Here is a 26821-nt window from a genome sequence, read left to right as displayed (position 1 = left end):
ATCATCGCCCGAGCGTTGGGTATATCTGCTGCCAGTCCTGCTTCATGCTCACGACGGACCAACCCTTGTCACGCGCCGCGTCCAGGGCCTTGTCAAGCTTGCCGAAATGGGACGCGCGGTCGTAGGCGAATTCGCGTTCGGCGTCGTCGTGGTGGATCAGCACGCCTAAACGCGGGCCGTCTCCGCCCATGGTGTACTCGAGCATCTGGAAATCTCCATCGGAATTGCCAACGGCAAGAATGGGACGCCGCCCGATATGGCGATAGATGCCAACTGGCTTGCCAGGTCCGTCATCGATGAAGTCGAGCTTAGGTTCACGCAGCAGCACCGGTTTGCCGTCCTGCACGGTGTATCGCACGGCCTGCGAGGAGCCGATAACCTGCTCAGGGGGAATCCCGTAAACCGCCTGGCTCCACGGCCGCATGAAGTCGATCGTGCCGCCAGAGACGATATAGGTCTTGAATCCGTTGGCACGCAGGTAGGAGAGCAACTCGAGTTGTGGCTGGAAGACGAGTTCGGTGTAAGGACGGTTGAACTTGGGATGACGTGCGGTGGCGAGCCAGTCCCGGATGGTGCGATCATATTCGTCCACTGTCATACCACTGTTCGCGGCGGCGATTAGCGCCAGCAATGCTTTCTGGTCGCGCATGACCCCGGCCATGTCATTGGCTATCAATGCCTTGTAAGTCGGGTTGCTACGCCACTCGGGGTGCTTCGAAGCAGCGGCCTTCACCTGGTCGAGCAGGAACGCGATCTGGAAATACATCGGCTGCTCGCTCCACAGCGTGCCATCGTTGTCGAAAACGGCGATGCGGGCTTCGGGTGGAACGTAGGAGGACGTGCCAGGCGTGGTCACATCCGCGACGAACTTTATCAGCGCCTGGCGTGCGGCACCGTCGCGCCATGACGGCAGCGCTTGCACAGCCGTTGGCGACGTGGCCGCGGGCGCCTGTTGAGGCGACGTCGCCGGCGTGGCTGGTACAGTGCAACCGGACAGACTAAGTCCGGCAAACAGCAATATGGTGCCGACGCCGGCGAGCAGGCGCTGAGAGAGTGGGGGCTGGCGCATGATGCGAAGTCGCGTAGGACGAAGAGTGGCTAATTGGGGGCTTGCTTTAGAGAGCGATCGGCGCTGGCGAGTGCTCCGTCTCGGTTTCGGTCAGCCCAAGCGCTGTCGTCCATGACCAATCGGAAACCAAGGTGCGACATGCTGTTGTACGGATCCGTCCCTTGCCGAGCGCTGGGGCGATAGCTCAGGCAAAAGTCCTCATTGCAGAGAAAGGAGCCGCCGCGCGAAACCCGCTTGGGGGCGTCGAAGGGCACGCCAGGATCCGCGGGATCCCATGAAACCAGTGGACCCATCGGGTTGTCGGCCACTTTGCCACTTGCAGCTTCACGCTGGAACTGGTCGCTGCGGTACCAGTCGGCCACCCATTGCCAAGCGTTGCCAGTCATGTCGGACAAGCCATATCCGTTAGGCGGAAAGGTGCCCACCGGGCTGGTACCGACCGCACCTCCGGCCTTGGGACTGACCACGGGGAACGGCTGCCCCTGCTGGCCTTGCCAGACATTGGCCATCTGCTTGCCATCGGGCGAGAATTGCTCGCCCCACGTATAGGTTGCCTGCTCGAGACCGCCGCGTGCGGCAAATTCCCACTCCGCTTCGGTCGGCAGCCGCTTGCCTATCCATTTCGCGTAAGCCTGTGCGTCTTCAAACGAGACCTGCACAACCGGATGGTCGTCCTTGCCCACGATCGATGTGTCTGGGCCACCCGGATGCCGCCAGTTGGCGCCCGGTACATAGCGCCACCATTGAGAGAGGTCCTGCAGTGGAACAGGCTTGTTGGTCCCGACGAACACGAGGCCACCTGCGACCAGCGTGCCGGCGGGCGGGCGCGGCGTACCGGGGGGAAGCTGAACTTTGATCGTCTCCCAGTCCGGTACCCGTTCGGCCGTGGTGACATAGCCGGTGGCATCGACGAACTTGCGGAACTGCGCATTCGTAACGTGGTGCTTGTCCATCCAGAATCCACGCACTCGCGCCTTGTGGGCGGGCTTCTCATTGAGCTGCGCCATCTTGCTGTCGCTGCCCATCAGGAACTCGCCGCCTGGGATATGAACCATGCCGACCGGACCGCTGCGACCGTTTCCCTCCACCACCTCTGTGGCGGCAGTCTGCATCGGCGAATGGAGCCACCATGTGGTGGTGGCTCCCAGTCCAGCCGAAACACCAAGTATGAGAAGCCCCCAAAGCCATTGGCGCGACGTACGCGAAAACGTGGCGCCCGTTCGCGCACCAATCGAGAAGCCTGGTCGCGTGTCGACTGCCATCTGCGGAACGTTCCGACGGCTTACCTTGCTGCGCTTTCCCATGCACCACTCCTAGGCATCTACTTGCCTTTGACAGCGCTATTGACGCGATGCGCGGTGCCCGCCGAAGACCACGTTTGGCAGCACTCACCAATGGCAATACTTCCGATAAGGGGAGCGCTGGGGAAGTGAAACTTTTCTTGGGCGATTTAAGATATTTCAGTCGGATGGATGCTTCCAAGCGAGAGCCTTGCCAGCGATTTCATGAAGGATGGCCTGGTGCCATGGGTAGCGTGGCCGAATGATCTTCAGAACCCGCATGAGTGCCGGATTGGCCGACGTCTGTTCCCTAGCGCACTAACGAATGTTCATTCTTGGTGCGTTTCAATATGTCAACATTCTTGAAAAAACTGGTGGTGGAACGGCCGTTACAAATCCGAGGCCGGCCGTTCATGGCCGGGGTCACGAGCGACGCAAAATGGCCGGACTCGGTCGTCGACCCTCATTCACAGGCGCAGCAAAGCTCAATCAGCGTTACGCGCCCCTTTATAGGTAGTCCGCCCCGCCTTCATCGATACTTTGGGATTGGCAGCGAAGCTGCCAGTGAAGGCGGGACATGCACCTGTGGGCTACGAATACGCCGACCCAAACGCCAAGACGATTGCGGAGTCAGCTTCGAGTCCACAGGTGCGCTTGCGCTCAAGCGGATACTCAGGGTTCGCCGTCGCACCGGCTCAATGACTCCGCCATTCGCAGACATGTCTCGGAATGGCGCTTGCCCTGTTGAATTCAGCCATTCGGGATCAATCGCTCCCACCGCGAGCGCCCTCACATTTCGGCAGCGATCGCGCTCAATGCTGTCACGTCGAGAACCAGGAAATGCGAGTAGGTAATGCGGATGACGCCGTCGCGCTCAAGCTGCTTGAGTTCCTTGTTCACGATAGGGCGCGAGCGGCCCACCATGTCGGCGAACTCGTCCTGGGAGAGCTTCAGCGAAATCGACACGCCGTCCGTGCGTGGCATTCCGTAGGGGTCCACCATGTGGAGCAGCGTTCGCGCGCAACGCGCACGCAGCGTGGCTAGCGAACTCTCGGCAAGGTTCAGGTAGGTCAGGCGGGAGCGCAGGCAAAGCAGTCGCATGAGCGCCAGGGCAAGCTCCGGCTCGCTGGCCAGCGTCCGCTGGACCAGTGCCTTGCCGAGCAGCAGGACGACGGTGTCTTCATGGGCCACGGCGTCATGGATGGCGCCTTGCTCATCCAGCACCGGGATCAGGTTCATCAACTGGCCCGGTTCCAGATAGCGTGCCACATGCCGCTTGCCGGTCGGTGTGGTGGCGCTGACCTCCAGCACACCATCGACGATCAGGCAGAGGTGCTCGACCGGCTCCCCCCGTCGGGTCAGGACTTCGCCGCGTCTGAGCAGCCTGACCTGTCCTTCGTCCAGCAGCGTTTCCAGGGTTTCCGGCTTGCAGGTGCTGAACCAGCTGACGCGTTTCAGTACGGCGGAGGCCAGGGCACGGTGCGAGGGCCGAGCGGATTCTGTCATGTTCTTTACAGATTTGAGGGACGCGCCTCCCTAGAATCGCCGGCACATTCACAGAATTCCAGGAGACAGCAATGGCCGACGATCTTGGCATTGGCGCATCCGCCTATCTTGCCGCATTGCGGGGGGCGGGTGTCAGTCATTTTGTCACAGTGCCGGACTTCGTCCAGCTTGCACTGCATCAGGCCGTGGAGCGCGGCGAAGGCGGGATGGCGCTGGTCCGCACGTGCAACGAGGACCAGGCCGTCTGCGTAGCGGCGGGCCTGACGATTGCCGGCAAGCGGCCGCTCGTCGTGATCCAGAACCAGGGTCTCTACGCATGCATCAACACCATCCGCGCCGTGGCGCTCGACGCGCGCATTCCCACTGTCTTCCTGATCGGCCAGTTCGGCCGCGAAACCGACAACTTCGCGCAGCCGAGCATTCAGTCGCGCCGGCGTGTCGTCAATCTGCTGGAGCCGATCTTAGATACCCTCAATGTGCCGCATTGGCAACTGGAACAGGCTTCCGACCTGGTGGCTGTGGCGGCCGCCTATGACGCGGCGCAGAGCCGTCGGGGCGCCGCGGCGCTGATCGTCGGACGCCCCGTGGCGTGGCACTGAAGGAGAACACCATGCGAATCGTGGAAGCCTGCAAGGCCATTGCACAAGCGCGCGGCGGGCGCGTGATCGTGGCGACGATGGGGGCGATGTTCGCCTTCGACATGCTCGGCGTGACCGAACGCCGCCTGAGTTCGGTGCCGCTGATGGGCGGCGCCGCGAGTCTCGGTCTGGGGCTGGCACTCGCGCGGCCGGACCACGGCGTGATCGTGGTGGACGGCGACGCCAGCCTCCTGATGCAGCTCGGCGGGCTGATCACCGTCGCCGATGCCGGCGCCACCAACCTGCTCCATTTTGTCGTACAGAACGGGGCCCAGTTTGCCGGCGCCTCCAACCTTCCCGTGCCCGGCGGGCATGACGTGGACTTCCGCGCCATGGCGCTGGCCGCCGGCTACGCGAGCGCGCAAGTTTTCGACGACGCCGCGGCGCTTGGCGACGCGCTGCCCGCATTGCTCGACGCCAGCGGCCCCGTATTCGTCGTGTTGAAAACCGAGCCGGAGGCGCCGCAGTTCGGACCGGCGAAGCCGCAGCCGGAGATGCCGGACCGGCAGTTCCAGCGCATGGGCGCCGAGGCGGAGCAACTCGGCGTCTGGTACGCAGCGTATTGAAGGGGCATGACGTGACTTCCCAGGTTGCAGATACGTACGACTACATCGTGGTGGGTGCTGGCTCGTCCGGTGCGACGTTGGCCACCCGCCTGGCCGAGCGTGGCCAGGGCAAGGTGCTGCTGCTCGAAGCCGGCGCGCCGCGCGACAAGGATTTCTGGGTCACGGTGCCGCTCGGCGTTGCCAAGCTGCTGCTCAACCCCGACTACGTCTGGCCTTTCCAGACCGAGGCCCAGCCCCAGCTTGCCGGACAGAAGATCTACTGGCCGCGCGGCCGGCTGCCCGGCGGGTCGAGTTCGGTGAACGGCATGATCTTCGTGCGCGGCGAACCCGCCGAATTCGACCATTGGGCCGCACTCGGCAACCAGGGTTGGGATTACGCATCGCTGCTGCCGTACTTCAAGCGCCTGGAGAACACCGCGTGCGGGCAGGACGACGCGCGCGGCCGCAGTGGGCCGATCAGCGTGTCGTCGGTGTCGAAGGTCCACCCGAATCCGCTCAGCGATGCCTTCGTGCAGGCGTGCCAGCAGGCGGGCATTCCCGCAGCCAGCGACTACAACGGTGGCGTCTACGAGGGGGTGAGCTACCTGCAACTGTCGACCGGTGGCGGCAGGCGTTGCAGCACGGCTGTCGGCTACCTGCGCGGCAGGCCGCAGGCCAATCTCGTGCTGGCGACGGAGGCGATCGGGACGTGCTTGGTCTTCGACGGACAGCGTGCCGTCGGCGTCGAATACGAGCAGGGTGGCGTCCGGCGCCGTGCCATGGCAACGCGCGAGGTCATCCTCAGTGCGGGGCCGATCAAGTCGCCGCAACTGCTGGAGCTTTCCGGCATCGGCGACGGGGCGCGGTTGCAGGCGCTTGGCATCCCGGTACGCCATCATCTGCCCGGCGTCGGAGAAAACCTGATCGACCACCTGCAGGCGCGCATCACGTTCGCATGCACCAAGCCGATCACGCTCAACGAGATTGTCCGCAGCCCGCTGCGGCAGGGCTGGATGGGCATGCGCTACCTGATGACGCGGCGCGGCATCATGGCCACGCCTTCCGCCACGGTCCATGCGTTGGCACGTACCGCCGAACTGAAGGAACGACCGGCCGTCAAAATCCAGCTTCACCACCTGACCGGCGCGGACCGCTACGCCGGCCGGGGCTTCGGCCTCGATCCGTTCCCAGGCTTCGCGGTGGGGTTCTTCCAGTTGCGGCCCGATTCGCGCGGCCATCTGCATATCCGCAGCACCGACCCGCACGAGGCCCCGGTGATCGAGCCGCGCTATCTCGATACCGAAGGCGACCGGCACGCGATGCTGGAAGCGCTGCGGCTGTCGCGCAAGGTATCGCAGCAACAGGGCCTGGCCGGCTACGTGGCACGCGAGACCCGGCCCGGCGCCGACGTGCGCGATGACGCCGGCCTTCTGGACTACATCAAGGCATCGGGACAGACGTCTTGGCATCCGATCGGCACCTGCAAGATGGGGAGCGATCCGATGGCCGTGGTGGACAACCAGCTCCGCGTGCACGGCGTGGCCGGCTTGCGCGTGGTGGACTCTTCCATCATGCCGACCATGTGTTCGTCGAACACCAATGCGGCGTCGATCATGATCGGCGAGAAGGCGGCCGACATGATCCTCGGCCCCGCGCGGGGCTGAGCCGCAACGGCCCGATACGGCCAAAGCGGGCAACACGGGCAACACGGGGCACATTCAGCGAAGACAGGCCGCGCCAAGACGGCCACTCCAACCCAACACAATATCTCGGAGACAACATGACCCCAATCTACGAGCCCGCGCGAGCGTGGCGCACGGCGGTGCTGCTGTTCCTATTCATGGTGGTGAACTTCCTGGACAAGATCGTCATCGGCCTGCTGGCCGTGCCGATGATGGAATCGCTGCAATTGACGCCCTCGCAGTTCGGGCTGGTGGCCAGCAGCTTCTTCTGGGTATTTGCTGTCGCCGGCATCGCAGGCGGCTTCATGGCCAATCGCGTCGCCACGACGACGATGCTGCTGGTCATGGCACTCGCGTGGTCGGTCTTCCAGATTCCATTGGCGATGTCGTCGAGCGTGGCCGTGCTGATCCTGTCGCGCGTGCTGCTCGGCATCGCCGAAGGCCCGGCATTCCCCGTGGCCGTTCATGCCGCCTACAAGTGGTTCCCCGACGACCGGCGCAATGTGCCGGTGGCGTTCTTCTCGCAGGGCGGCAGTGTCGGGCTGCTGATTGCCGGCATCGTGATTCCGCAGATCACCCTGCACTGGGGCTGGCGGGCAAACTTCTACGTGCTGTCGGCCGTCGGGCTGGTCTGGGCGCTGCTGTGGATGCTGCTTGGCCGCGAGGGCCACATCGAGACAAGGGAAGCGGGGGCCGAGACGGCCGGCACCGAAGCGCGCCTGCCCTATGCCCGGCTGATGTCGGACCCCACCGTGATGGCCTGCTTCCTCCTGCATTTCGTGGCGTACTGGGGGCTTGCGCTGACCCTGACATGGCTGCCAGCGTATCTGCAGCGCGGGCTTGGCTACTCGGGCATCGAGGCGGGCCGCCTGTATGCCGTGATCGTCGCGATCAGCATGCCGACGGTCATCGGCTGCTGCTGGTTCGCCCAGAGGATGCTCAAGCGCGGCGCCACATCGCGCGCTGCCCGCGGCCTGTTCTCCGCCGCCACGCTGTTGCTGGCAGGCGGCGCCTTCATCGCCTTGTGGGCGACGGACCTTGCACCGATCTGGCGCGTGGCGCTGATCGGCGTGGCCGTGGGCGTATCGCCGACGATCTACTCGCTGGGACCCGCCATGCTGGCGGAAGTGACGCCTGGCGCGCAGCGCGGGGCCATCCTCGCCATCGACAACTCCATCGCTTCCGTTGCCGGCGTGCTGGCGCCGCTGGTATCGGCGTTCTTCATCGAGGGCATTGCGGGCGCGGCAGGCTATCAGGCCGGCTTCGCCTTCTGCGGCGCATTGATGGTGCTAGGCGGCATCGTCGGCGCCATGGCGATTGATCCGGGGAAGTCGGTGCGCGCGCTGCGCGACAAGGGCACGGCCATCCGTGCCTCGGGGTCGGGCACCCAATCGGCCGCCGGCTGACGTCGAACCCAACGATTCCATTCATCAGGCAGGCGTTGCAGCAACCGGGCATTCCAGTGCCCGTTTATACCGTCACGTCCGATCCAACGGGCGGCGGTCATTTACAACCCACAAGGGGGAGACAGGAGTGAGGAAATCGATCGTAGCGCTAGCAGCGATGCTGGCCGGCGCGGGGAGCGCCCACGCGCAATCCAGCGTGACGCTGTATGGCGTGGCGGATGTGAACGCCGAGTACGCCAGCCATGTCGGCGCCGTGCCGACCGCCGCCAATGGCTTCAATCCGGGGCCAGCGCATGGCGTGGTGCGCATGGACTCTGGCGGCTATGCCGGATCGCGCTGGGGGATTCGCGGCACGGAGGACCTGGGCGGCGGGACGTCTGCGTTGTTCGTGCTGGAGAGCGGGTTCAACCTCGACACCGGCACGCTGCAGCAGAGTGGCCGCCTGTTCGGCCGGCAGGCATTTGTCGGCCTGGCGTCGCCCTATGGACAGGTCACGCTGGGACGGCAGTACACGTCGATGTTCGAGGCGCTGGCCAACTTCGTGCCGATGGCCTACGCCACGCAGTACGAGCCCGTCGCCTTCATGGCGGGGGCCAACTTCCGCGAGGACAACACGGTGAAGTACACGGGCCAGTTCGGCCCGCTGACGGCGCTGGCGCACTGGTCGTTCGGCACCGGGCTGGCACTGCCGGCGACGGTGGGCGTGGCCACGCCGATCGGCGGCAATGGCGAGGTGCCGGGACAGTTCCGGCGCGATTCGGCCTATGGCGCGGCGCTGGTCTACGGTGCTGGCCCGCTCGCGGTGACGGCCGGCTATGACCAGTTCAGTCCGACCATCGGCACGGGTAGCGGAACGGTGAAGAAGGCGTCGGTCGGCGCCAGCTATACGTTCGGCCCGACGCTCAAGGTGATGGGCGGCTACCGCTGGGGCCAGAACAAGGGCCAGGACGGCAACCTGATCCAGCGGGACGACTATTACTGGGCGGGCGCCACCTATCAGGCGACGCAGGCGATTTCCCTGTCGGTCGAGTACAACTACGACAACCTCAAGGACCTGTACGGCAACACCCAGTTGGCCAATCCGTGGCAAGTCGCGCTGATCTCCGACTATGCATTCTCCAAGCGGACCGACGTGTACCTGACGGCCGCCTACGCGAAGAATGCCGGCCTGACCTTCGATTCGGTGGCGAATGTCTACGCCACCTCGCTGTCGCTGGGCACGAGCTACGCGCTGGCCAACGGGCAGAGTTCGATGCTTGGCGTGGCCGTGGGCGTGCGGCACAGGTTTTAGAGGGGACTGATTTCTCCGTTTCCGCAAGAGCGCCGCTGGAGCCCGCAGGGAGTCTTCGGGACCACGGAGGCTGTCCGCCTCGTGGTCCATTTTCATCGCGGTGCCTGCGGGAGTTCGATCGCTTTCAATATTTCAGAAGTTGATCTGAAATCTTTGATTGGAGGGCCCCCTGGCAAAATAATTGCTACACGATATCGGTGTTGTGCATAGTGCCTTGCTCGCCTGAACCAGCCTTGTTTCTGGAGACCTCCGATGACCCTTCCACGAAAGATCTTTGCATGTCTTGTCTTGGGCGCCATGTCGTGCGCGGTAGCGCCAGCAGCCGTGGCAAAGGATTGGCCGGACCCGCTTCTGGATACTGCGGGCACCCCGGAGAACGTGGCGAAGGGGGAGGAGCTGGATGCCTACCAACTCGGCCTTTCCGCCTATGTATGGGGCTACCCGCTGGTCCGGATGGAGCGCGTGGCGCGTGAATACACCGACGTGCCCAATCCGAAGCCTGCCACGAGCTATCGCGCTCCATTGAACCGCATTGGCTGGGCGCGTGAGCTGGCGACGCCTTCGGCCTTGGATATGCCTACGGCTAACAATGACACCACGTACCTGAGCGCCGTGGTCGATCTGTCCAACGGACCGTACATCCTGTCGGTGCCGGAAGTGGGTAACCGTTACTACGTTGTCGATGTCTTCAACATGTGGCAGGAATTGCAGCACTACATTGGCCGTCGCACCACCGGAACCAAGGCAGCCCGTTATGCGCTGGTGCCACCCGGCTGGAAGGGGGCGCTGCCAGCGGGCGTCAAGCGCCTGGATGTGGCAACGAGCAAGGTCTGGCTGTGGGGCCGCATGCGCGTATCGGCTGGCGAGGACATGAAGAAGATCCATGCGCTGCAAGATGCGTTCGACCTTCGGCCGCTGGCGGCAATGGGTCAGAAGAACTGGCAGGCCCCCAGCGCAACGCTGGCTTCGTTGCCCGACATCGGCAACGATCCTCTCGGCTTCTATCGCCAACTGGGCGCGGCCCTGAAGGACAACCCCATCCGCACCGAAGACAAGGCGCTTGCCGAGCAATTTTCGCGGATCGGGCTGACCGCGAAAGGATTCGACCCGGGAAAGCTCAATGACAACCAGCGCAAGGGACTGCTTCGCGCGATCAATGATGGCCCCTTCATTGCGGTATCCGGCGTGTCGCAGGCTTCGCAGGTCCGGCAAGGGTGGAACTATGTTCGAGGCATGGACAGCTTTGGTTACAACTACCCCCTACGGGCGGTAGTGGCTGGCCCGTACCTTGGCGGCCAAGGCGAGAACGAAGCTGTCTATCCGATCCGCTACACGGACAGCGAAGGCAAGCCGCTCGACGGCGCCAACGACTATGTCGTCAAGTTCTCGGGCGAACCGCCAAATAACGCATTCTGGTCGCTCACGATCTACGACGCCAAGACCAAGATGCTGATCGAGAATCCGCTCAACCGGTACAAGTTCGGCAGCGATACGCCCGGCATCCGCAAGAACGGCGACGGTAGCTTCTCGGTCACCGTTTCGCCACGCAAGCCCGCGGAGGGCACCAACTGGTTGCCTTCTCCGAGCGGTCCCTTCTACGCGATCCTGCGCATCTATCAGCCCAAGGAGGAAGTCATTTCTGGCGCGTGGAAGTTGCCGCAGATGGACCGTGCCGGCAAGTAAAGGCTTTCAGTTGTGACTGATGATCGAACGGGCCGCAGTTGTGCTGCAGCCCCTTCCTCGTGCGGCGAGATCGCGCAGAGACACTTAGCTTTTGACGATCTCAAAGTCCGGCAGTTTGAAGGTCTTCTTGTTCAGGGCATCCGTTGCGCCATAGAAGCGCATCGTCGGCATCGGCCGCTTGCCTTCGGTTGGAATCCAGTTTGACTCCAGTCCGGCTGGTGGCCTCGGGCCCACGTAGAGGGTCACGCCGCCATTGGGATTCCGCTTCATCCTGTCGAGATCGTATGAGGACAGCGTTGTGCGATTGGAATCGCTGTAGATAAACGAGAATGTGGCGCGGTCGTAGACGGTCAGCGCCCAGAACTGCTTGACGGGCATGTCAGGCGGGACGTCCAGCTTATAGAGCGTTCCAGGCTCGAGCAGCTTGCCGTCCTTGTCCGAGAGGGCGATCAAGTACTGCGTTGCCGGCGCATCGGAAAGTACCTTGGGCATGTAGGTACACCAGAAATACTCGGCGGCGCGTTCGATCAGGTCGATCCGGTCGTCGTAGGTGAAGTTGAAGCGGCGATTAGCGTCGGTCTGCAGCAGCGATACGTAGTGCCGGTCCGGCCAATACACGCGCTTCACCATTTCAGTGTCGAACCACTGCTGCAGGAAGAACCAGGCATCGATCGCCGCATTGTGCATGGCCCGTTTCGCGGTGTCGTCAGGCGTGAACGGCTTGCCCCGCTCGATCCCCAGCGAGGTCAGCATTCCCATCATGACCTTGTCGTGCTCCCGCACCGGCTCCACGCTCATGATCTCGTGCATGTCGGCGAAATGCCGCTCGTCATAGAACGGCAGAGTGGGATAGCGCTGGTTGGCTGGGTCGACAAAGCGCTGGCGAGGCGGGCTGGCCGCCTCGGACAGGTAGTACATGCGCAGCCGCTGCGCATAATGGAAGGCGTCTTCCACAGACTTTCCTGATGCCCGCACCGAACGGAATGCGAACGCAATACGGTAGTTGGGCGACGCCACGTGGAGATATCCCTTCGGGATCTGGCCCTTGTAGCCCGGCGGCGTAAAGAGGTACTTGCCGCCCTTGCCCTTGTCCATACCGGAAGGCCCCACGTCGGCAATCGTGAACTGCCACGCGTCCACCACCTGGCCGTAGAGGCTGCCATCAGGCCCCGCTTTCGGAACCTCCAGCACCACCGGGCCCTTGCGCAGGTCGGTGTAGGCCGCGATATAGGGCGTCGAGCTGTTGGCCGTGATGGCTTCCAGCCGTGGTGTAGCCGTTGCGGAGTATGTGATGATGTCGTTGTCCTTCATCCCGAGGTCGGTGAAGGCCGCGCGGCGGAACGAATAGATCGCAATCGCTGGCATGTTCCAGAGCACGGCCTCGAAGGCGCGGTGGTACTTGATCTGGTAGTCGAAATCCTTGACGGATGGAGTGGCGCCCGGCGGAGGCTGGCCGCCCAGGGGCTCGCGACTTCCCTGCGCGGCGACAGCGCCCGAAGGTTGGGCTTCAGCCGGCGTGCCCGCCGTGGCGGTAAGGGCACCGCCAGCGGTTGAAACCAGGAATTGGCGTCGATCCATTGCAATGCTCCTGTCGTGGGGGCGGGCGCGATGCCAGTCTGCCGCCATGCCATGGGTTGGGTTACTTGCCGGCTCGCTCGTCCGGCGAGTATGCCAAGCAGGTCACCGGAAATGGCGCCGAATCCCCATTTCTCGGAAATCTTCACATCCGCCGGAGAAATCTTTCATTTCGGGGTCATCGTACGTTCCATGCAAAATCTGGCGGTTTGATCTGAATTCTTCTTATCGATCAATGCCTTGCGCAGTAGCGGATTTCCCGCTTGCCGTCCTACTGACTTTCTCTCGCGACTCGGCGTCGTTGGCCCGGCAGGCTGAAATGCGCCAGCCGTGATCAGGCCTGGACGATTCGACAAGACGCGCACAAGGTGGTGGTGCCCGTCAACGGCAGCCTTCGAAGCAACAACATCGAAGTGTTGAGGGATGCGGTGTTGACGGGTCTGGGCGTGGGACTGTTGCCAGACTGGCTCGTACAGGATGTCACATACCGAGGGAACGCTGGTGACGTTGCTCGTGTCGTGGGACGTGGCGCCCAACGAGTCCAGTTCGGTCTTTACCGCGCGCTATCTTCGGAATCATCTCGGATCGCGCCGTGTGGCGACTTTCCTTGAGTTCCTGTCGTCGCTGCCAGGGCCGACCGGCCAGGCAAGGCCCGCTGCGCAATAAGCAGCGGTCAATCCGCCCCTTTGCCCTGCGCGCAACGCTGTGTTGCGCCGCGTTGCGATTCCCGCAACGTCGCCTGACAACTAACCTCCGGTCATTCCCTTTCAGGAACCGGAGCTATGTCTACCCAAGCCTCTCCCACCCCCGCTGGCAGTGTAACGGTGTCGCCGATGTCACCCGCGCTCGTCGCGCTGTTCTCGCTCTGCGCCGGCGTCCTGGTGGCGAATCTCTACTATGCCCAGCCGATTATCGAGCTGATCGCCCCTGCGATCGGACTCTCTACTGACCGCGCGAGCGTCATTGTTTCGCTGACGCAAATTGGATACGCGGTCGGGCTTTTCTTCCTCGTGCCGCTCGCCGACTTGCTGGAGAACCGCCGCTTGCTGGCCATCAGCGGAGTGGCTGCCGCTGCCAGCCTCGCGGGTGCGGCCTTGTCGTCGCAGCCGACTGTCTTCCTGCTCGTCTCGCTGCTGCTGGGGCTCAGTTCTGTGAGCGTGCAGATCCTGATTCCGCTCGCGGCGCACCTCGCACCGGAGGCGTTGCGTGGCCGCACCGTCGGTACGATCATGGGCGGCCTGCTGTCAGGCATCCTGCTGTCGCGCCCGCTTTCGAGCATGGCGGCGCAATGGCTGGGCTGGCGCGCGGTATTCGTGATCGCAGCTGCCCTGACGTTGCTGACCGTCGGGATAATCGTGATGACCCTGCCGCGTCGCGTGCCGCAACATCGCGCCACCTATGGCACTTTGCTGGCGTCGCTTTGGCATCTGCTCGCCCACTATGCGCTGCTGCGTCAGCGTGCGCTGTTCCAGGGTCTTATGTTCGCCGCGTTCAGCCTGTTCTGGACCGCGGTCCCGCTGGAACTGGCTGGGCAACATGGCCTCTCGCAATCCCAGATCGGCATGTTCGCTTTGGTTGGTGCGCTGGGTGCCGTGGCAGCGCCCATTGCTGGACGGCTGGCGGATGCCGGACATACACGCGTCGCCTCGTTTGCGGCAATGAGTGTTGCAGCGCTGAGCTTCCTGCCGGGACTGACAAGCGGTAGCGGTGCGGTGATCGGCCTCGCAGTCACCGGCATCCTGCTCGACTTTGCCGTGCAGATGAACATGGTGCTGGGCCAGCGGGCCATCTACGCACTGGATGCGGCCAGCCGTGCGCGCCTGAACGCGCTCTACATGACGGCGATCTTCGTGGGTGGTGCGGCAGGCTCTGCCCTCGCAAGCTCGCTTTACACACGCTTCGGATGGCACGGCATTGTCGTGGCGGGAGGCAGCATGGCGCTGCTGGCGCTGGCGGCGTTGATCGCGACCTCGCGCCGTTGAATTGTGGCGACGGAGGTATGTGTTGGGCTTCGTCCCCTGGGCACACCACCGCATCGCACTTTCGGGCAACGCCAGGGATTTCTGCATCGCACGCTGGAGTGATCACGGGCGCTGGTCTCCAAGGGATTGGTTTATCCGAGCCCATACCATGGTGTGAGCCGCGCTCGACTACGCGCCAGTTGTCCGCCTTCCCCGTGTTTTCTACGATTGCCGCAACCCAGAGAAAAAGTTGGCGGAGGTCCACCACATGTTGTCCCGATTCCGATGGAAGCCCATCCTGATTGCCGGCGCGGCCGTTGCCGTGGTCGGCGTAGCCGTGGCGGCATGGCTGACGTGGGAGCCGGCCATCGCGCCGATCCAACCGCCCGCACCGTCAACCATCGACCGCGAACTCGCCTTGCGCGGCGCACGTGTGGTGGCGCTCGGCGATTGCGCGGTCTGCCACACCGCACCAGGTGGCAAGCCCTATGCCGGCGGTTTGCCGCTGGCCACGCCGTTCGGCACGCTATACACGACCAACATCACGCCCGATGCAGAGACCGGCATCGGTACGTGGTCGCTCGACGCCTTCAAGCGTGCGCTGCGTCGCGGCATTGCACGCGACGGCCATCAGCTCTATCCCGCGTTTCCGTACGTGCACTACACGCGGATGTCCGATGACGATATCGCCGCTGCGTATGCCTTCCTGATGCGGCGCGATCCCGTAGTCGCCAAGACGACGGACAACGACCTGATTTTCCCGCTGAATTTCCGCGCGCTCGTCGCGTTCTGGAACGTGCTGTTCTTGCGCACCGGTCGCGAAGCGCCAGATACCGTGCAGAGCGTTGCTTGGAACCGTGGGCGTGAACTCGTCGCCGGGCTCGGCCATTGCGCAGCGTGCCACAGCCCGCTCAATCCGATTGGCGCGGAAAGCTGGGGCAAGTCGTTACACGGCGGCGTAGTCGATGGCTGGGTCGCGCCTTCGTTGGTGACGCTGGCGAATGCGCGTGCGCCGTGGAGCGAGGCCGACCTTGTGACGTATCTGCGCACCGGCATGTCGGCGCGCCATGGCGCGGCGGCAGGTCCGATGCTGCCTGTCACGCAGGAACTGGCCACCGTGCCGCTTGCCGATGTACAGGCCATGGCGACTTACCTGTTCTCGCTGCAACAGCCCGTGGATCATCCGGCAGCTACCACTTCAACAGATGCAGATAGGCAATCCATCGCACGTGGTGCAGTGCTGTTCAACGGCGCGTGTGCGTCGTGCCATGGCGACAAGTCGCCCATGCAGAGCGTAGGCGACCGTCCGAGACTGGCTACCAGCAGCGCCGTGTTGGCGAGTACGCCGCGCAACGTGATCCAGATGATGTTACTCGGCGTGCCATGGCAGGGCGAGCAGCCCATGCACTACATGCCCGCGTTCGGCGAGTCGCTCGACGATGCGCAGATCGCCGATCTGGCGATGTACCTGCGCGCCACTTACACGAAGCTATCGCCGTGGCAGAACGTGCCGCGGGCGGTGGCAGATATCCGCAAGGGAGATGCATCGCGATGATCCACATCACAGTCAACGGCGTCAGCCACACCCTCGACATCGACCCTGGCACGCCGCTGCTCTACGCCTTGCGTGAAGACCTGGGTCTGAATGGTGCAAAGTTTGGCTGCGGCATGGGCCAGTGCGGCGCCTGCACGGTCATTGTCGATGGCAAGCCCACGTTCTCGTGTGTGACACCGGTCGCCGCTATCGGCAAGCGCCCCGTGCGCACGATCGAAAGCCTCGGCACGGCGGAGAAGCCGGGGCCCTTGCAGAAGGCGTTCATTGACCATCAGGCCGCGCAGTGCGGCTACTGCATCGCAGGCATGGTGATGCGCGCGCAGGCGTTGCTTGATCGCAACCCACATCCCACCGACGCAGAGATCCGCGCGCACATGGAGCCGAACCTGTGCCGTTGCGGCACCCACATGCGCATCCTCGCCGCGATCCGTGCGGCGTCGGGTGCGGCGAGTGGACGTGTGGCGGAGGCAGCGCAATGAGCCACGACGATTCCATCAAGACGCTGCACAACCCAGGCCGCCGTGCCTTCATGGTGTCCGGCGCGCTCGTCGTTGGCTTCTCGCTGTTGCCGGGGCGCGATGCGCTGGCGCAGATGGTGCTTGCCGATGAAGGCGCGGCCGTGACCGTAGGGCGGGGCTACATGAAGCTCGCCGGCAGCCTGAAGACCAATCCGTATCTCGATGCATGGATCAAGGTCGCGCCAGACAACCACGTCACGGTCTACACCGGCAAGGTGGAACTCGGCACCGGCATCCGTACGGCGCTATGGCAGGTGGCCGCCGAGGAACTGCAGATCTCGCCGCATCGCATGACGTTCCTGACCGCCGACACTGCGCGCTCGCCTGACGAAGGCCTGACCGCTGGCAGCCATACGATGGCCGATAGCGGCAGCGCTCTGCTCAACGCCGCCGCGCAGGTGCGCGGGCTGATGGTCGATGCCGCCGCGCGAACGTGGCGCGTCGATCCGTCCACGCTCAAGACGAGCGATGCGCGCATTGTCGCGGCGGATGGACGCGCGCTGACCTTCGCGGAACTGCTGCCACGCGTGAACCTGCACGTGGTAGCTACGCCCACGTCGCCGTTGCGCGATCCGTCGACGTTCAAGGTAATCGGCACATCGATGCATCGCGTAGACATCCCGGGAAAGGTCACGGGCGGGCCGAGTTATGTCCAGGACATGAAGCTGCCTGGCATGGTGCATGCGCGCGTGGTGCTGCCCGCGAGCTATGGTGCGCAGTTGCTCTCCGTCGATGAGGCCGCCGCACGGGCGACGCCGGGCTTTGTCGCCATCGTCCGCGACGGCAACATGCTCGCCGTCGTGGCGCGACGTGAATGGCAGGCCGTGCTCGCACAACGCGCGCTGTCGGCGGGATGCCGATGGGGCCCGGGCCGCACACTGCCCGCGCCGGATCAGGTCAACACGCAGCTCAAGCAGATCAGCACCGAGCACATCGTGATCGCGGATCAGCGCGCGCCCATGGCGCCTGCTGTGAAGACGTTGTCTGCCACGTACGCCAAGCGCTACCTGATGCATGGTTCGATTGGCCCGTCCTGTGCGGTCGGTCATCTCGACAACGGCATGCTCACTGTCTGGACGCATTCGCAGGGCGTCTATCCGCTGCGCGATGGCCTGGCTGAAATGCTGTCGATGCCCAAGGAGACAATCCGCTGCGTGCACGTGGAAGGTTCCGGCTGCTACGGTCACAACCCCGCCGACGATGCCGCAGCGCACGCCGCGCTGCTCGCCCGTGCGCTGCCCGGTCAACCGGTGCGCGTGCAGTGGATGCGCGATCAGGAAAACCTCTGGGACCACTTCACGCCCGCGATGGTCACGCAGGTCAAGGCATCGCTCTCGGCGGACGGCACCATCGTCGATTGGCACTACGCGCTGTGGAGCAGTTCGCACAACGAGCGGGTGGTTAGCGCAGGGCGATTGCTACCAGCGACACTGCTCGCCAAGCCATTCACACCCGCGCCATCCACGCCGATGATGCAGCCCGAAGGCGGCGGTGATCGCAACGCGATTCCGCTCTATCGCCTGCCGACGCGCCACATCGTCAACAACTTCTCGCCGACGATGCCCTTGCGCACCTCGGCCATGCGTTCGCTCGGCGCGCACATGAACGTGTTCACCATCGAGACCTTCATGGACGATCTGGCGCATGCGGCCGACATCGATCCCGTGCCCTTCCGCATCCGACATATGGACGATCCGCGCGCGCTCGATGTCATCCGCCTGGCAGCACAGCGCTTCGGCTGGCCACGCTCCGCGCGCAAGCCGGGACACGGCGTGGGTTTTGCGTTCGGCAAGTACAAGAACCTGATGGCGTATGTGGCGATGGCCGTGGAGATATCGGTCGAACGCGATACGGGGCAGGTGAAGCTTGAACGCGCCGAGGTGGCGGTGGACTGTGGTCAGATCGTCAATCCCGATGGTGTGCGCAACCAGATCGAGGGCGGCATCCTGCAAGCGGCAAGCTGGAGTCTCTACGAGCAGCTGCGTTTCGATCCGCAGGGCATCCGCAGTTTCGACTGGGGCACTTATCCGATCCTGCGCTTCTCTGCTGTGCCTGCGCAGATCAACGTGCACCTGATCGACCGCCCGGGCATGCCGTTCCTCGGGGTGGCCGAAGCGGCAATGGGGCCGACGGCCGGCGCCATCGGCAATGCACTGTTCGATGCCACGGGTCACCGTCTGCGCGACATGCCGCTGGCGGGCGAGCGGCTGAAGAACCTGATCGCTCCCTAATTACCACGGGGCGCCTTTGCGGCGCTCCTTCCCTTTTCTTGGAGATCCTCATGGACCGTATGCTATCGCTGTTCTCGCCAATCTCGATCGGATCACTCCAGTTGCCGAATCGCATTGCCATGGCACCGTTGACCCGGTCGCGGGCAGGTCAGCCTGGCAACGTGCCCACGGCGCTGAACGTCGAGTATTACCGGCAGCGCGCATCGGCCGGTCTGATCATCTCCGAAGCCACGCAGATTTCGCCGCAGGGGCAGGGATATGCGTGGACACCCGGCATCTATTCGATTGAACAGATTGCCGGATGGCGTGCCGTGTCCAATGCGGTGCATGAAGCCGGTGGCCGGATGTTCCTGCAACTCTGGCATGTCGGGCGCGTCTCGCATCAGTCGTTCCAGCCGGGCGGCGCTCTGCCTGTTGCGCCCAGCGCGCTTCCCGTTCCGGGAAAGACGTTCATCGTCGATGAGGAAGGGAAGGGTGTATGGGGCGATGTGCCGACGCCGCAGGCGTTGACTCTCGAAGGCATCGCCGCCATCGTGGAGGACTACCGCCATGCGGCCCGCAACGCGATTGAAGCGGGCATGGATGGCGTGGAGATCCATGCGGGGAATGGCTACCTGCTGGACCAGTTCATCAATTCGAACAGCAACCATCGCGATGACGCCTATGGTGGCAGTCTGAAGCATCGTGCATGCTTGCTGCTTGAGGTCGTGGAAGCCGTGTCGAACGAGATCGGCGCGTCGCGCGTTGGCGTTCGACTCACGCCAATGGGTCGCTTCATGGGAATGGGTGACGAGACGCCCATGCAGACCTTCGGGTATATCGCACGGCGCCTGAACGAATGGCAGCTGGCCTATCTGCACCTGGTGGAACCAGCGATGGTCGGTAACGTCAGGGACGAGGTCACCGATCCACGGTGGAACGAGATGATCCTGTCGATGCGCGAAGCGTGGCACGGTGTGCTCATCCTCGCGGGTGGCTACGATGGCAAGACGGGGCAGGAGGCATTGGCCTCGGGGCGGGCCGACATCATCGCTTTCGGCCGTCCGTTCATTGCCAACCCGGATCTTCCTGCGCGAATCCGCCTAGCCGCCTCGCTGAATTCACCTGACCCGGCAACCTTCTTCGGCGGCGATGCCGTGGGCTATACGGACTACAAGGTGCTTGCGTAGGGGCTTCGCGGGCTGGCGGCTTACTTTGGCGAGACAGCGCCTACCAACTGTGTACCAATTCGCAACGAAAGGACGGTGCAGCGCAAAATGAATAATCACTAAGACATTGTTCTGGAACGCATTTTTAAGCCTGACCGTATCAATATGCTGCAAAAGGACGATGCCCCCCAAACCCCGGAAAGCTGTGCTGCGAACACAGCTATAGCGATAAGCCTTCTTATCGCAATGGCATCGTAATGTGACAAAACTGCATAGGCGCATTTTGCGGTGACCTTGACTTAAGACTCAACCGCTTCGGCCCCGCCATCTTTAGCGTCTGACCTGGCGTTAGCGGCCCGAGATTTTCAGCTCGGAGCCTTCCTTGCCGATGAGGATTTCAGGCTCACGTCTTCCAACCGGTAGTCGTTGCTGTTGCCATGCATCACGTAGCCGCTCGGGCGCTCGGGCGCAGGTGGCGGACGCTGATCTCCACAGGGAAGATTTCTCCCTAGTGCTCAAGCGTAACCTGTGCATCCTTCGTTAGCCTGCGACCCAAGACTGGTCGGGGATGAACCCGCTCTATAAGCGTTTGCGCTGAACTTTTGGTCTATGGGGCCGGGGGCCGTTACCGGGTTCTGAATGCTGAACTTCGTGATATCGAAGCCGATCGTCAGAATGCTCAGAAGTTGACTGCCGGCGAGGACTCCTGCCGTCCCTTTTCTGCCATCCGAGTGCAACGGCATGACTGTCCCTTGACAGCAACGAAGCGGACAGCCGTGGGCCGACGCCGACGCGAGGCGCCCTTTTGGTACCACTTGCCTAGCCGTCTCTTGTGTGGCCCTTGTGGCGCGCCAGGTCCGTGCTCGCAGGTCAGCGCGCCGTTATGTTGCTCCCTCCTCAGGGACGCGTCAGCACAATGCTGCTGGCGCCGTGGGCGCCACGGTGTAATCTAATCAGCTAGTGCCACAACTTCGATGTTGCGGAAACGCCCACGTTGCAATGGCTTTAGGAGCGCATCCTGTCGCGTGGCTGCGCTGAACGTCCATGGTGTTCTCTCAGCAGCAGCGCAGGACAGAAGCCTGCACCAGTATGCAACATGGTCCCCTCACATGATTTCAATGCCGATGGGAAGCAGCCCAGACCTTCAAACTTTGTGGGAAGACGGCGAACGCGTCTTCTGTCGAGGCTGGCACCCGAGCAACGGCGGCGCCGACAGTATTCTCGTTGTGCGGCCCGCGGCCGACCATCCATCGTCCGTCAGCCTCGATCGCCTCGCGCACGAATTTGAACTGAAGGACGAACTCGATGGCGCGTGGGCGGTGAGGCCACTGGAGCTTCTGCGCGAAAACGGCCGGACCTCGTTGGTGCTCGAGGATCCTGGCGGTGAGCCGCTCGAGCGACTGCTCGGCGCGCCGATGGAGGTGGGTCGTGTCTTGCGCTTCGCTGTCGGCATTGCGGCGGCCCTGGGCCAACTCCATCAGCGCGGCCTCGTTCATAAAGATCTCAAGCCGGCTCATATCCTGGTGAACTGCCCGGACGGACGGGCGCGGCTCACCGGCTTCGGCATCGCCTCGCGCCTGCTGCGCGAACATCAGGCGCCTGAGCCGCCAGAAACCATTGCTGGCACGCTTGCCTACATGGCGCCCGAACAGACCGGGCGGATGAATCGTTCCATCGATTCGCGCAGCGATCTCTATGCGTTCGGCACCGTGCTCTACCAGACCCTCACGGGCGCGCTGCCGTTTTCGGCGACTGACCCGATGGAGTGGGTGCACTGCCATATCGCCCGACAACCCGTGCCGCCTAGCGAGCGGTTGGCGTCGATACCGCTGCCGCTCTCCCGCATCGTCATGAAGTTACTCGCCAAGACGGCCGAGGAGCGCTACCAGACTGCGGCCGGCGCCGAACAGGATCTGCAACGCTGCCTCGCCAGCTGGGAGACCAATGGCCGGATCGACGCGTTTCCGTTTGGGGAACACGACACGCCGGACCGACTGGTGATTCCCGAAAAGCTGTACGGCCGGGAGCGCGAGGTCGATGCGCTGCTCGCGGCCTTCGACCGTGTGGTCACAGGCGGCGCACCGGAACTGGTACTGGTCTCAGGATACTCCGGCATCGGAAAATCCTCTGTCGTCAATGAGCTGCATAAGGTGCTGGTGCCGCCGCGGGGGATTTTTGCTTCCGGCAAGTTCGATCAGTACAAGCGCAACATTCCTTACTCGACCTTAATACAGGCCCTACAGAGCCTGGTGCGTCCACTGCTCGGGATGCGGGAGACCGAACTGGCGAGCTGGCGCGAGGCGTTGCTGGGAGCTATTGCACCGAACGCACGACTCATGACCGACTTGATCCCGGAACTTAAGCTCATCATCGGGGAGCCGCCGCCGGTGCCGGAGCTCGCACCGCTGCTGGCGCAAAGCCGCTTTCAGTTGGTGTTTCGCCGGTTCATTGGTGTTTTTGCCCGGCCGGAGCATCCGTTGGCACTGTTCCTCGATGATCTTCAATGGCTTGACGCGGCGACGCTCGACTTGCTGGAGGATCTGCTGACACGGTCCGATCTGCAGTACCTGATGGTGATCGGCGCATATCGGGACAATGAAGTCGATGCCGCACATCCGCTGATGCACAAGCTGGAGGTCATCAAGGACGCTGGCGGGAACGTGCGGGAGATCGCGCTTGCACCGCTTGCCGCTGACCACGTCGGGCGGTTGATCGGGGATGCGGTCTACGGCGACCCTGCGCGCGTCGCACCGCTGGGGCAGCTGGTGCATGAGAAGACCGCTGGCAATCCTTTCTTCGTGATCCAGTTTCTCTATTCGCTCGCCGACGTGGGCTTGCTTCATTTCGACCATGACTTGGTGTGCTGGTCCTGGGATCTCGATCGCATACAGGCCAAGCGTTTCACCGACAATGTTGTGGATCTGATGGTCGGCAAACTCAGCCGGCTGCCAAGCGAAACACAACTGGCCTTGAAGCAACTCGCTTGCATGGGCAACCTTGCGGAGATTGCGACACTATCGACAGTCCTCGCAATCCCGGAGAAGCAGGTCCATATAGATCTCTGGGGGGCCGTCTGTCAGGGACTGGTTGAGCGTCTCGAGAGTGCCTATAGGTTTATGCATGACCGTATTCAGGAAGCCGCCTATTCGATGATTCCGGAAGCCATGCGCGCGGAAGTCCATCTCCGGCTCGGTCGCTTGCTCATCGAGCGAACGCCCGCCGGGAAGCGCGAGGAGGCGATCTTCGAGATTGTCAACCAGCTCAACCGAGGCGCTGCGCTAATCACGCAGCAGGAAGAACGGAACCAACTGGTCGAGCTGAACCTGCTAGCGGGAAAGCGTGCCAAGGGGTCCAGCGCCTATGCCTCGGCGCTCACCTATCTCAATTTCGGCTTGGAGTTGTTGGCGGAGGATCGTTGGGACCGCCAGCGCGAGGTAGTCTTCGCGCTGGAACTGAACCGGGCCGAATGCGAATTCTTGACCGGCCAGCTATCGATCGCGGACGAGCGCCTGACGACACTGTCGAACCGGGCCACGACAACGGTCGAACACGCCATCGTCGCGTGCTTGCACATCGATGTCTGCACGACCTTCGGTCAGAGCAGCCGCGCCATTGTCGTCGGCCTCAACTGTCTCCGGCATTTTGGTATCGCGTGGACTCCCCATCCGAAAGATAGCGAGGTACGACGCGAATACGAACGCATTTGGTCTGCGCTTAGGGATCGGACCATCGACGATTTAATTGATTTGCCGCTGATGGAGGATCCGGCAACCCTGGCTGCTCTCGACGTTCTAAGTAAGCTTACGCCGCCAGCAGTATTTACGGATGAGAACCTGGCTTCTCTGATGATCTGCAAGGCGATCAGTCTCAGCCTAGAGCGCGGCAACTGTGATGCCTCCTGTCTCGCCTATGTCCAGCTCGCCAGGATTGCCGGACCGCGCTTCGGCGACTACCAGGCCGGATTTCGATTCGGCCAACTCGGCTATGACCTCGTCGGACTGCGCGGGCTCAAGCGTTTCGAGGCGCGAACCTTAGTTTGTTTTGCGCATTTTGTCATGCCCTGGATGAAACACGTGGCGGCGTGCCGGGAACTGCTGCGCCGCTCGTTTGAAGAAGCGAACCGGATTGGAGATCCCGTATTCGCAGTCGGGGCGAGCTGCCATCTCAACGCGGCCCAGCTCTTCGCCGGTGGGCCACTGCCCGAGGTCCAAAGCGAAGCCGAACACGGCCTCGCGTTCGTCGACAAGGCGCGGTTCGGTCTTGCCTTGATCACGACGCAACTCGCGCTGATGCGGATGCTCCGCGGCTCGACGCCGACATTCGGCTGCCTTGACGACGGGCAGTTCAACGAGCATCGCACCGAGGACCATCTCTCCAGTAACCCAGGCCTGGCGTTCGCTGCCTGCTGGTACTGGATCCGGAAGTTGCAGTCGCGCTGTATTGCTGGCGACCATGTCACGGCTTTGGACTCCGCAGCGAAAGCGAAAACGCTGCTCTGGACCACGACGTCATTCTTTGAGGAAGCCGAATATTATTTTTACGGGGCGCTGTCCCACGCGGCCTGCTGCGACTCCGCCGCGTCCGGCGAGCGGTCGGAGCACATGAATACTCTGACTGTGCACCACCGGCAGCTGAAGGTCTGGGCCGAGCATTGCCCGGAGAATTTCGAGAGCCGCGCCGCGCTGGTGGACGCGGAGATCGCCCGGATCGAAAACCGCAGTTTTGATGCGATGCGCCTTTATCAACTGGCCATCCGCTCGGCCCATGCAAATGGCTTCTGGCACGTTGAGGCCCTTGCCAACGAAATCGCCGCGCGATTCTACGCGGCGCGCGAATTCGAAGTCATCGCCGAGGCCTATTTGCAAAACGCTCGCTATTGCTACTCGCGTTGGCGGGCCGATGGAAAGGTGCGGCAACTCGAGCAGGCGTATCCGCACCTGAGAACGGGAGAGTTGGCGTCCGGTTCAACGGGCACGATCGCGACTCCGGTCGAACACCTCGATCTCGCGACCGTAATCAAGGTGTCGCAAGCGGTCTCTGGAGACATCGTCCTCGATAAGCTGATTGAGACGGTCATGCGTACGGCGATCGAACATGCCGGCGCTGAACGAGGTCTGTTGATTCTTCCGGAAGAGGGCGAACAACGCATCGCCGCAGAGGCAACGACGGGTGGCGAAAGGGTCGCCGTGCACCTGCGCGACGCGCCCGTGACTCCGGCAGCGCTGCCGGAGTCCGTTCTTTATTACGTCCTGCGGACCCGGGAGAGCATCATCCTAGACGATGCCGTAGAAGATTCCTCATTTGCTGCGGATCCCTACATTAGACAACATCGCACTCGATCCATTCTCTGCCTACCATTGATGAATCAGGCAAAGCTCACCGGTGCGCTTTACCTCGAGAACAATCTCACTACCCGCGTGTTCACCCCTGCACGCATCGCGGTACTGAGGCTGGTGGTCTCGCAGGCGGCCATTTCGCTGGAAATTGCCCGCTTGTACCGCGACGTTGCGAAGCGCGAAGAGAAAATTCGGCGCCTCGTCGACGCGAACATCATCGGGATCATATTGTGGAATGCAAGTGGCGAGATTCTCGAGGCCAATGACGCATTTCTTCGCATGGTGGGATACCAGCGTGACGATCTTGTCACGGAACGATTGCGCTGGACGGATCTGACGCCGCCGGAATGGCGCGAGGGCGACGAACGCGCGCTGCGAGAGATCGCGGAGACGGGGCGGGCGCAGACCTTTCAGAAGGAGTACCTCAAGAGGGACGGTAGCCGCGTGCCTGTCATGCTGGGTGCGGCCGCGTTCGAAGCAAGCCGCAAGGAAGGTGTGGCTTTCGTACTTGATCTGACCGAGAGCAAGCAGGCGGAGGAGAAGGCCCGCGAGAGCGAGCGGCGCTATCGCGAGGCGCAGACGGAGCTGGCGCACGCAAACCGTGTTGCGACCATGGGGCAGCTCACAGCCTCGATTGCTCATGAAGTCAACCAACCGATCGCCGCGACAATCACCAACGCCCAGACCGGACTGCGATGGCTGCGCGCCCAGCCACCTGACCTCTATGAGGTCGAGCAGGTGCTCGGCCGTATCATTAAAGATACTAATCGGGCGGGCGACGTGGTCGGCCGCATCCTTGCACTCGTCAAGAAAGCGCCGCCACAGAAGGAACCGCTGGATATCAACAAGGCAATCCTTGAGGTTATCGAGCTTACCCGTGGCGAAGCTTGGAAGCATGGTGCCTCGGTGCAGACACATCTCGCGGACGGACTACCACTCATCGAGGGCGATCGGGTGCGGTTGCAGCAAGTCCTCCTCAACCTGTGCATCAATGCGATGGAGTCGATGAGTGGAGTTAGCGACGGCGTGCGGGAATGCGTGATCCGTACGAAGACAGCGGATGCTGGCTACGTGCTCGTGGCGGTGAGCGATTCGGGGCCAGGCTTTGGCCCGGACGGCGCAGAACAGCTTTTCGCGCCCTTCTACACCACGAAGTCCACAGGTCTAGGGATGGGACTGTCCATCTGCCGTTCAATCATCGAGGCACACGGAGGCCGATTGTGGGCGAGCGAGAACGGGCCCCGCGGCGCTATCTTTCAATTCACAGTACCGGCCCTTCCATCTGTTTCATAGCGATACGCAGCGCGCGCGGGCCGCTCTTGCGGGTTCCATCTTTATATCGCACCACTTTAGCAAACCACGCGGCTCGGAACTGAGGTTGTCCTAGAAAGCTTGCG

Annotated in this window: 17 protein-coding genes; 13 read left to right on the top strand and 4 right to left on the bottom strand. The window is 62.9% G+C overall.

The window, feature by feature from the left end; translation table 11 throughout:
* Nucleotide 1 precedes the first annotated feature (1 nt).
* The 3 genes from MFF62_RS11290 to MFF62_RS11280 form a co-directional block, all read right to left on the bottom strand.
* Nucleotides 2-1069: an HAD family hydrolase gene (locus MFF62_RS11290; RefSeq protein ID WP_238263181.1), complete on the bottom strand. Its 1068-nt coding sequence runs from the start codon at nucleotides 1067-1069 to the stop codon at nucleotides 2-4.
* 29 nt (nucleotides 1070-1098) lie between these two features.
* Nucleotides 1099-2373: a formylglycine-generating enzyme family protein gene (locus MFF62_RS11285; protein WP_238263180.1), complete on the bottom strand. Its 1275-nt coding sequence runs from the start codon at nucleotides 2371-2373 to the stop codon at nucleotides 1099-1101.
* A 765-nt stretch (nucleotides 2374-3138) separates the two neighbouring features.
* Entirely contained in the window at nucleotides 3139-3855 is a 717-nt protein-coding gene (locus MFF62_RS11280; protein WP_238263178.1) for a Crp/Fnr family transcriptional regulator, read from the bottom strand.
* Between the two features lie 71 nt (nucleotides 3856-3926).
* On the opposite strand from MFF62_RS11280, the gene MFF62_RS11275 reads away from it, so the two are divergent.
* From MFF62_RS11275 to MFF62_RS11250, 6 genes are all read left to right on the top strand, one after another.
* Nucleotides 3927-4454, top strand: coding sequence for a thiamine pyrophosphate-binding protein (locus tag MFF62_RS11275; protein WP_238263176.1), 528 nt, complete (start codon nucleotides 3927-3929; stop codon nucleotides 4452-4454).
* A gap of 11 nt (nucleotides 4455-4465) precedes the next feature.
* Nucleotides 4466-5059: a thiamine pyrophosphate-dependent enzyme gene (locus MFF62_RS11270; RefSeq protein ID WP_238263174.1), complete on the top strand. Its 594-nt coding sequence runs from the start codon at nucleotides 4466-4468 to the stop codon at nucleotides 5057-5059.
* Entirely contained in the window at nucleotides 5056-6702 is a 1647-nt protein-coding gene (locus MFF62_RS11265; protein WP_473700884.1) for a GMC family oxidoreductase, read from the top strand. Before MFF62_RS11270 ends, MFF62_RS11265 begins: the two co-directional genes overlap by 4 nt.
* Nucleotides 6703-6818: 116 nt before the next feature.
* Entirely contained in the window at nucleotides 6819-8126 is a 1308-nt protein-coding gene (locus MFF62_RS11260; protein WP_238263170.1) for an MFS transporter, read from the top strand.
* 157 nt (nucleotides 8127-8283) lie between these two features.
* The gene (locus MFF62_RS11255) at nucleotides 8284-9417 is read left to right on the top strand and encodes a porin (RefSeq protein WP_404990740.1); all 1134 of its coding nucleotides are present in this window, start codon (nucleotides 8284-8286) and stop codon (nucleotides 9415-9417) included.
* A 252-nt stretch (nucleotides 9418-9669) separates the two neighbouring features.
* Nucleotides 9670-11100 carry a DUF1254 domain-containing protein gene (locus MFF62_RS11250; RefSeq protein ID WP_238263165.1) on the top strand — a complete coding sequence of 477 codons (1431 nt, stop codon included), beginning with the start codon at nucleotides 9670-9672 and terminating at the stop codon, nucleotides 11098-11100.
* Between the two features lie 84 nt (nucleotides 11101-11184).
* Here the strand turns inward: MFF62_RS11250 and MFF62_RS11245 are convergent, their stop codons facing one another.
* Nucleotides 11185-12678 carry a DUF1254 domain-containing protein gene (locus MFF62_RS11245; RefSeq protein WP_238263164.1) on the bottom strand — a complete coding sequence of 498 codons (1494 nt, stop codon included), beginning with the start codon at nucleotides 12676-12678 and terminating at the stop codon, nucleotides 11185-11187.
* Nucleotides 12679-12989: 311 nt separating this feature from the next.
* Between MFF62_RS11245 and MFF62_RS30880 the strand changes: the two genes are divergently transcribed.
* The 7 genes from MFF62_RS30880 to MFF62_RS11215 all read left to right on the top strand — a co-directional run bounded on the left by MFF62_RS30880 (nucleotide 12990) and on the right by MFF62_RS11215 (nucleotide 26717).
* A complete protein-coding gene (locus MFF62_RS30880; protein ID WP_404990739.1) occupies nucleotides 12990-13286 on the top strand; it encodes a LysR substrate-binding domain-containing protein in 297 nt (98 codons plus the stop codon).
* 171 nt (nucleotides 13287-13457) lie between these two features.
* Nucleotides 13458-14657 carry an MFS transporter gene (locus MFF62_RS11240; protein WP_238263162.1) on the top strand — a complete coding sequence of 400 codons (1200 nt, stop codon included), beginning with the start codon at nucleotides 13458-13460 and terminating at the stop codon, nucleotides 14655-14657.
* A gap of 247 nt (nucleotides 14658-14904) precedes the next feature.
* Nucleotides 14905-16191, top strand: a complete 1287-nt coding sequence (locus MFF62_RS11235) for a cytochrome c (RefSeq protein WP_238263160.1) — start codon at nucleotides 14905-14907, stop codon at nucleotides 16189-16191.
* The gene (locus MFF62_RS11230) at nucleotides 16188-16670 is read left to right on the top strand and encodes a (2Fe-2S)-binding protein (protein WP_238263158.1); all 483 of its coding nucleotides are present in this window, start codon (nucleotides 16188-16190) and stop codon (nucleotides 16668-16670) included. Before MFF62_RS11235 ends, MFF62_RS11230 begins: the two co-directional genes overlap by 4 nt.
* Nucleotides 16667-18940: a xanthine dehydrogenase family protein molybdopterin-binding subunit gene (locus MFF62_RS11225; RefSeq protein ID WP_238263156.1), complete on the top strand. Its 2274-nt coding sequence runs from the start codon at nucleotides 16667-16669 to the stop codon at nucleotides 18938-18940. Before MFF62_RS11230 ends, MFF62_RS11225 begins: the two co-directional genes overlap by 4 nt.
* Nucleotides 18941-18999: 59 nt before the next feature.
* On the top strand, nucleotides 19000-20109 hold the full coding sequence (locus MFF62_RS11220) for an alkene reductase (protein WP_238263555.1): 1110 nt from the start codon (nucleotides 19000-19002) through the stop codon (nucleotides 20107-20109).
* A gap of 1088 nt (nucleotides 20110-21197) precedes the next feature.
* Nucleotides 21198-26717 (top strand): trifunctional serine/threonine-protein kinase/ATP-binding protein/sensor histidine kinase, encoded by a 5520-nt coding sequence (locus MFF62_RS11215; RefSeq protein ID WP_238263554.1) that lies wholly within the window; start codon nucleotides 21198-21200, stop codon nucleotides 26715-26717.
* The last annotated feature ends 104 nt before the right edge of the window (nucleotides 26718-26821 follow it).

This window comes from Cupriavidus pauculus, assembly GCF_022179805.1.
GTDB classification, from domain to species: Bacteria; Pseudomonadota; Gammaproteobacteria; order Burkholderiales; family Burkholderiaceae; genus Cupriavidus; species Cupriavidus pauculus_E.
The sequence above is the reverse complement of the archived record's forward strand: the minus strand, read 5'-3'. Positions and strand labels throughout refer to the sequence as shown.

Coding starts and splice junctions, on each gene's coding strand:
- MFF62_RS11290 (WP_238263181.1), bottom strand. CDS start 1,069: ATGCGCCAGCCCCCACTCTCTCAGCGCCTGCTCGCCGGCGTCGGCACC.
- MFF62_RS11285 (WP_238263180.1), bottom strand. CDS start 2,373: ATGGGAAAGCGCAGCAAGGTAAGCCGTCGGAACGTTCCGCAGATGGCA.
- MFF62_RS11280 (WP_238263178.1), bottom strand. CDS start 3,855: ATGACAGAATCCGCTCGGCCCTCGCACCGTGCCCTGGCCTCCGCCGTA.
- MFF62_RS11275 (WP_238263176.1), top strand. CDS start 3,927: ATGGCCGACGATCTTGGCATTGGCGCATCCGCCTATCTTGCCGCATTG.
- MFF62_RS11270 (WP_238263174.1), top strand. CDS start 4,466: ATGCGAATCGTGGAAGCCTGCAAGGCCATTGCACAAGCGCGCGGCGGG.
- MFF62_RS11260 (WP_238263170.1), top strand. CDS start 6,819: ATGACCCCAATCTACGAGCCCGCGCGAGCGTGGCGCACGGCGGTGCTG.
- MFF62_RS11255 (WP_404990740.1), top strand. CDS start 8,284: ATGCTGGCCGGCGCGGGGAGCGCCCACGCGCAATCCAGCGTGACGCTG.
- MFF62_RS11250 (WP_238263165.1), top strand. CDS start 9,670: ATGACCCTTCCACGAAAGATCTTTGCATGTCTTGTCTTGGGCGCCATG.
- MFF62_RS11245 (WP_238263164.1), bottom strand. CDS start 12,678: ATGGATCGACGCCAATTCCTGGTTTCAACCGCTGGCGGTGCCCTTACC.
- MFF62_RS11240 (WP_238263162.1), top strand. CDS start 13,458: ATGTCTACCCAAGCCTCTCCCACCCCCGCTGGCAGTGTAACGGTGTCG.
- MFF62_RS11235 (WP_238263160.1), top strand. CDS start 14,905: ATGTTGTCCCGATTCCGATGGAAGCCCATCCTGATTGCCGGCGCGGCC.
- MFF62_RS11230 (WP_238263158.1), top strand. CDS start 16,188: ATGATCCACATCACAGTCAACGGCGTCAGCCACACCCTCGACATCGAC.
- MFF62_RS11225 (WP_238263156.1), top strand. CDS start 16,667: ATGAGCCACGACGATTCCATCAAGACGCTGCACAACCCAGGCCGCCGT.
- MFF62_RS11220 (WP_238263555.1), top strand. CDS start 19,000: ATGCTATCGCTGTTCTCGCCAATCTCGATCGGATCACTCCAGTTGCCG.
- MFF62_RS11215 (WP_238263554.1), top strand. CDS start 21,198: ATGATTTCAATGCCGATGGGAAGCAGCCCAGACCTTCAAACTTTGTGG.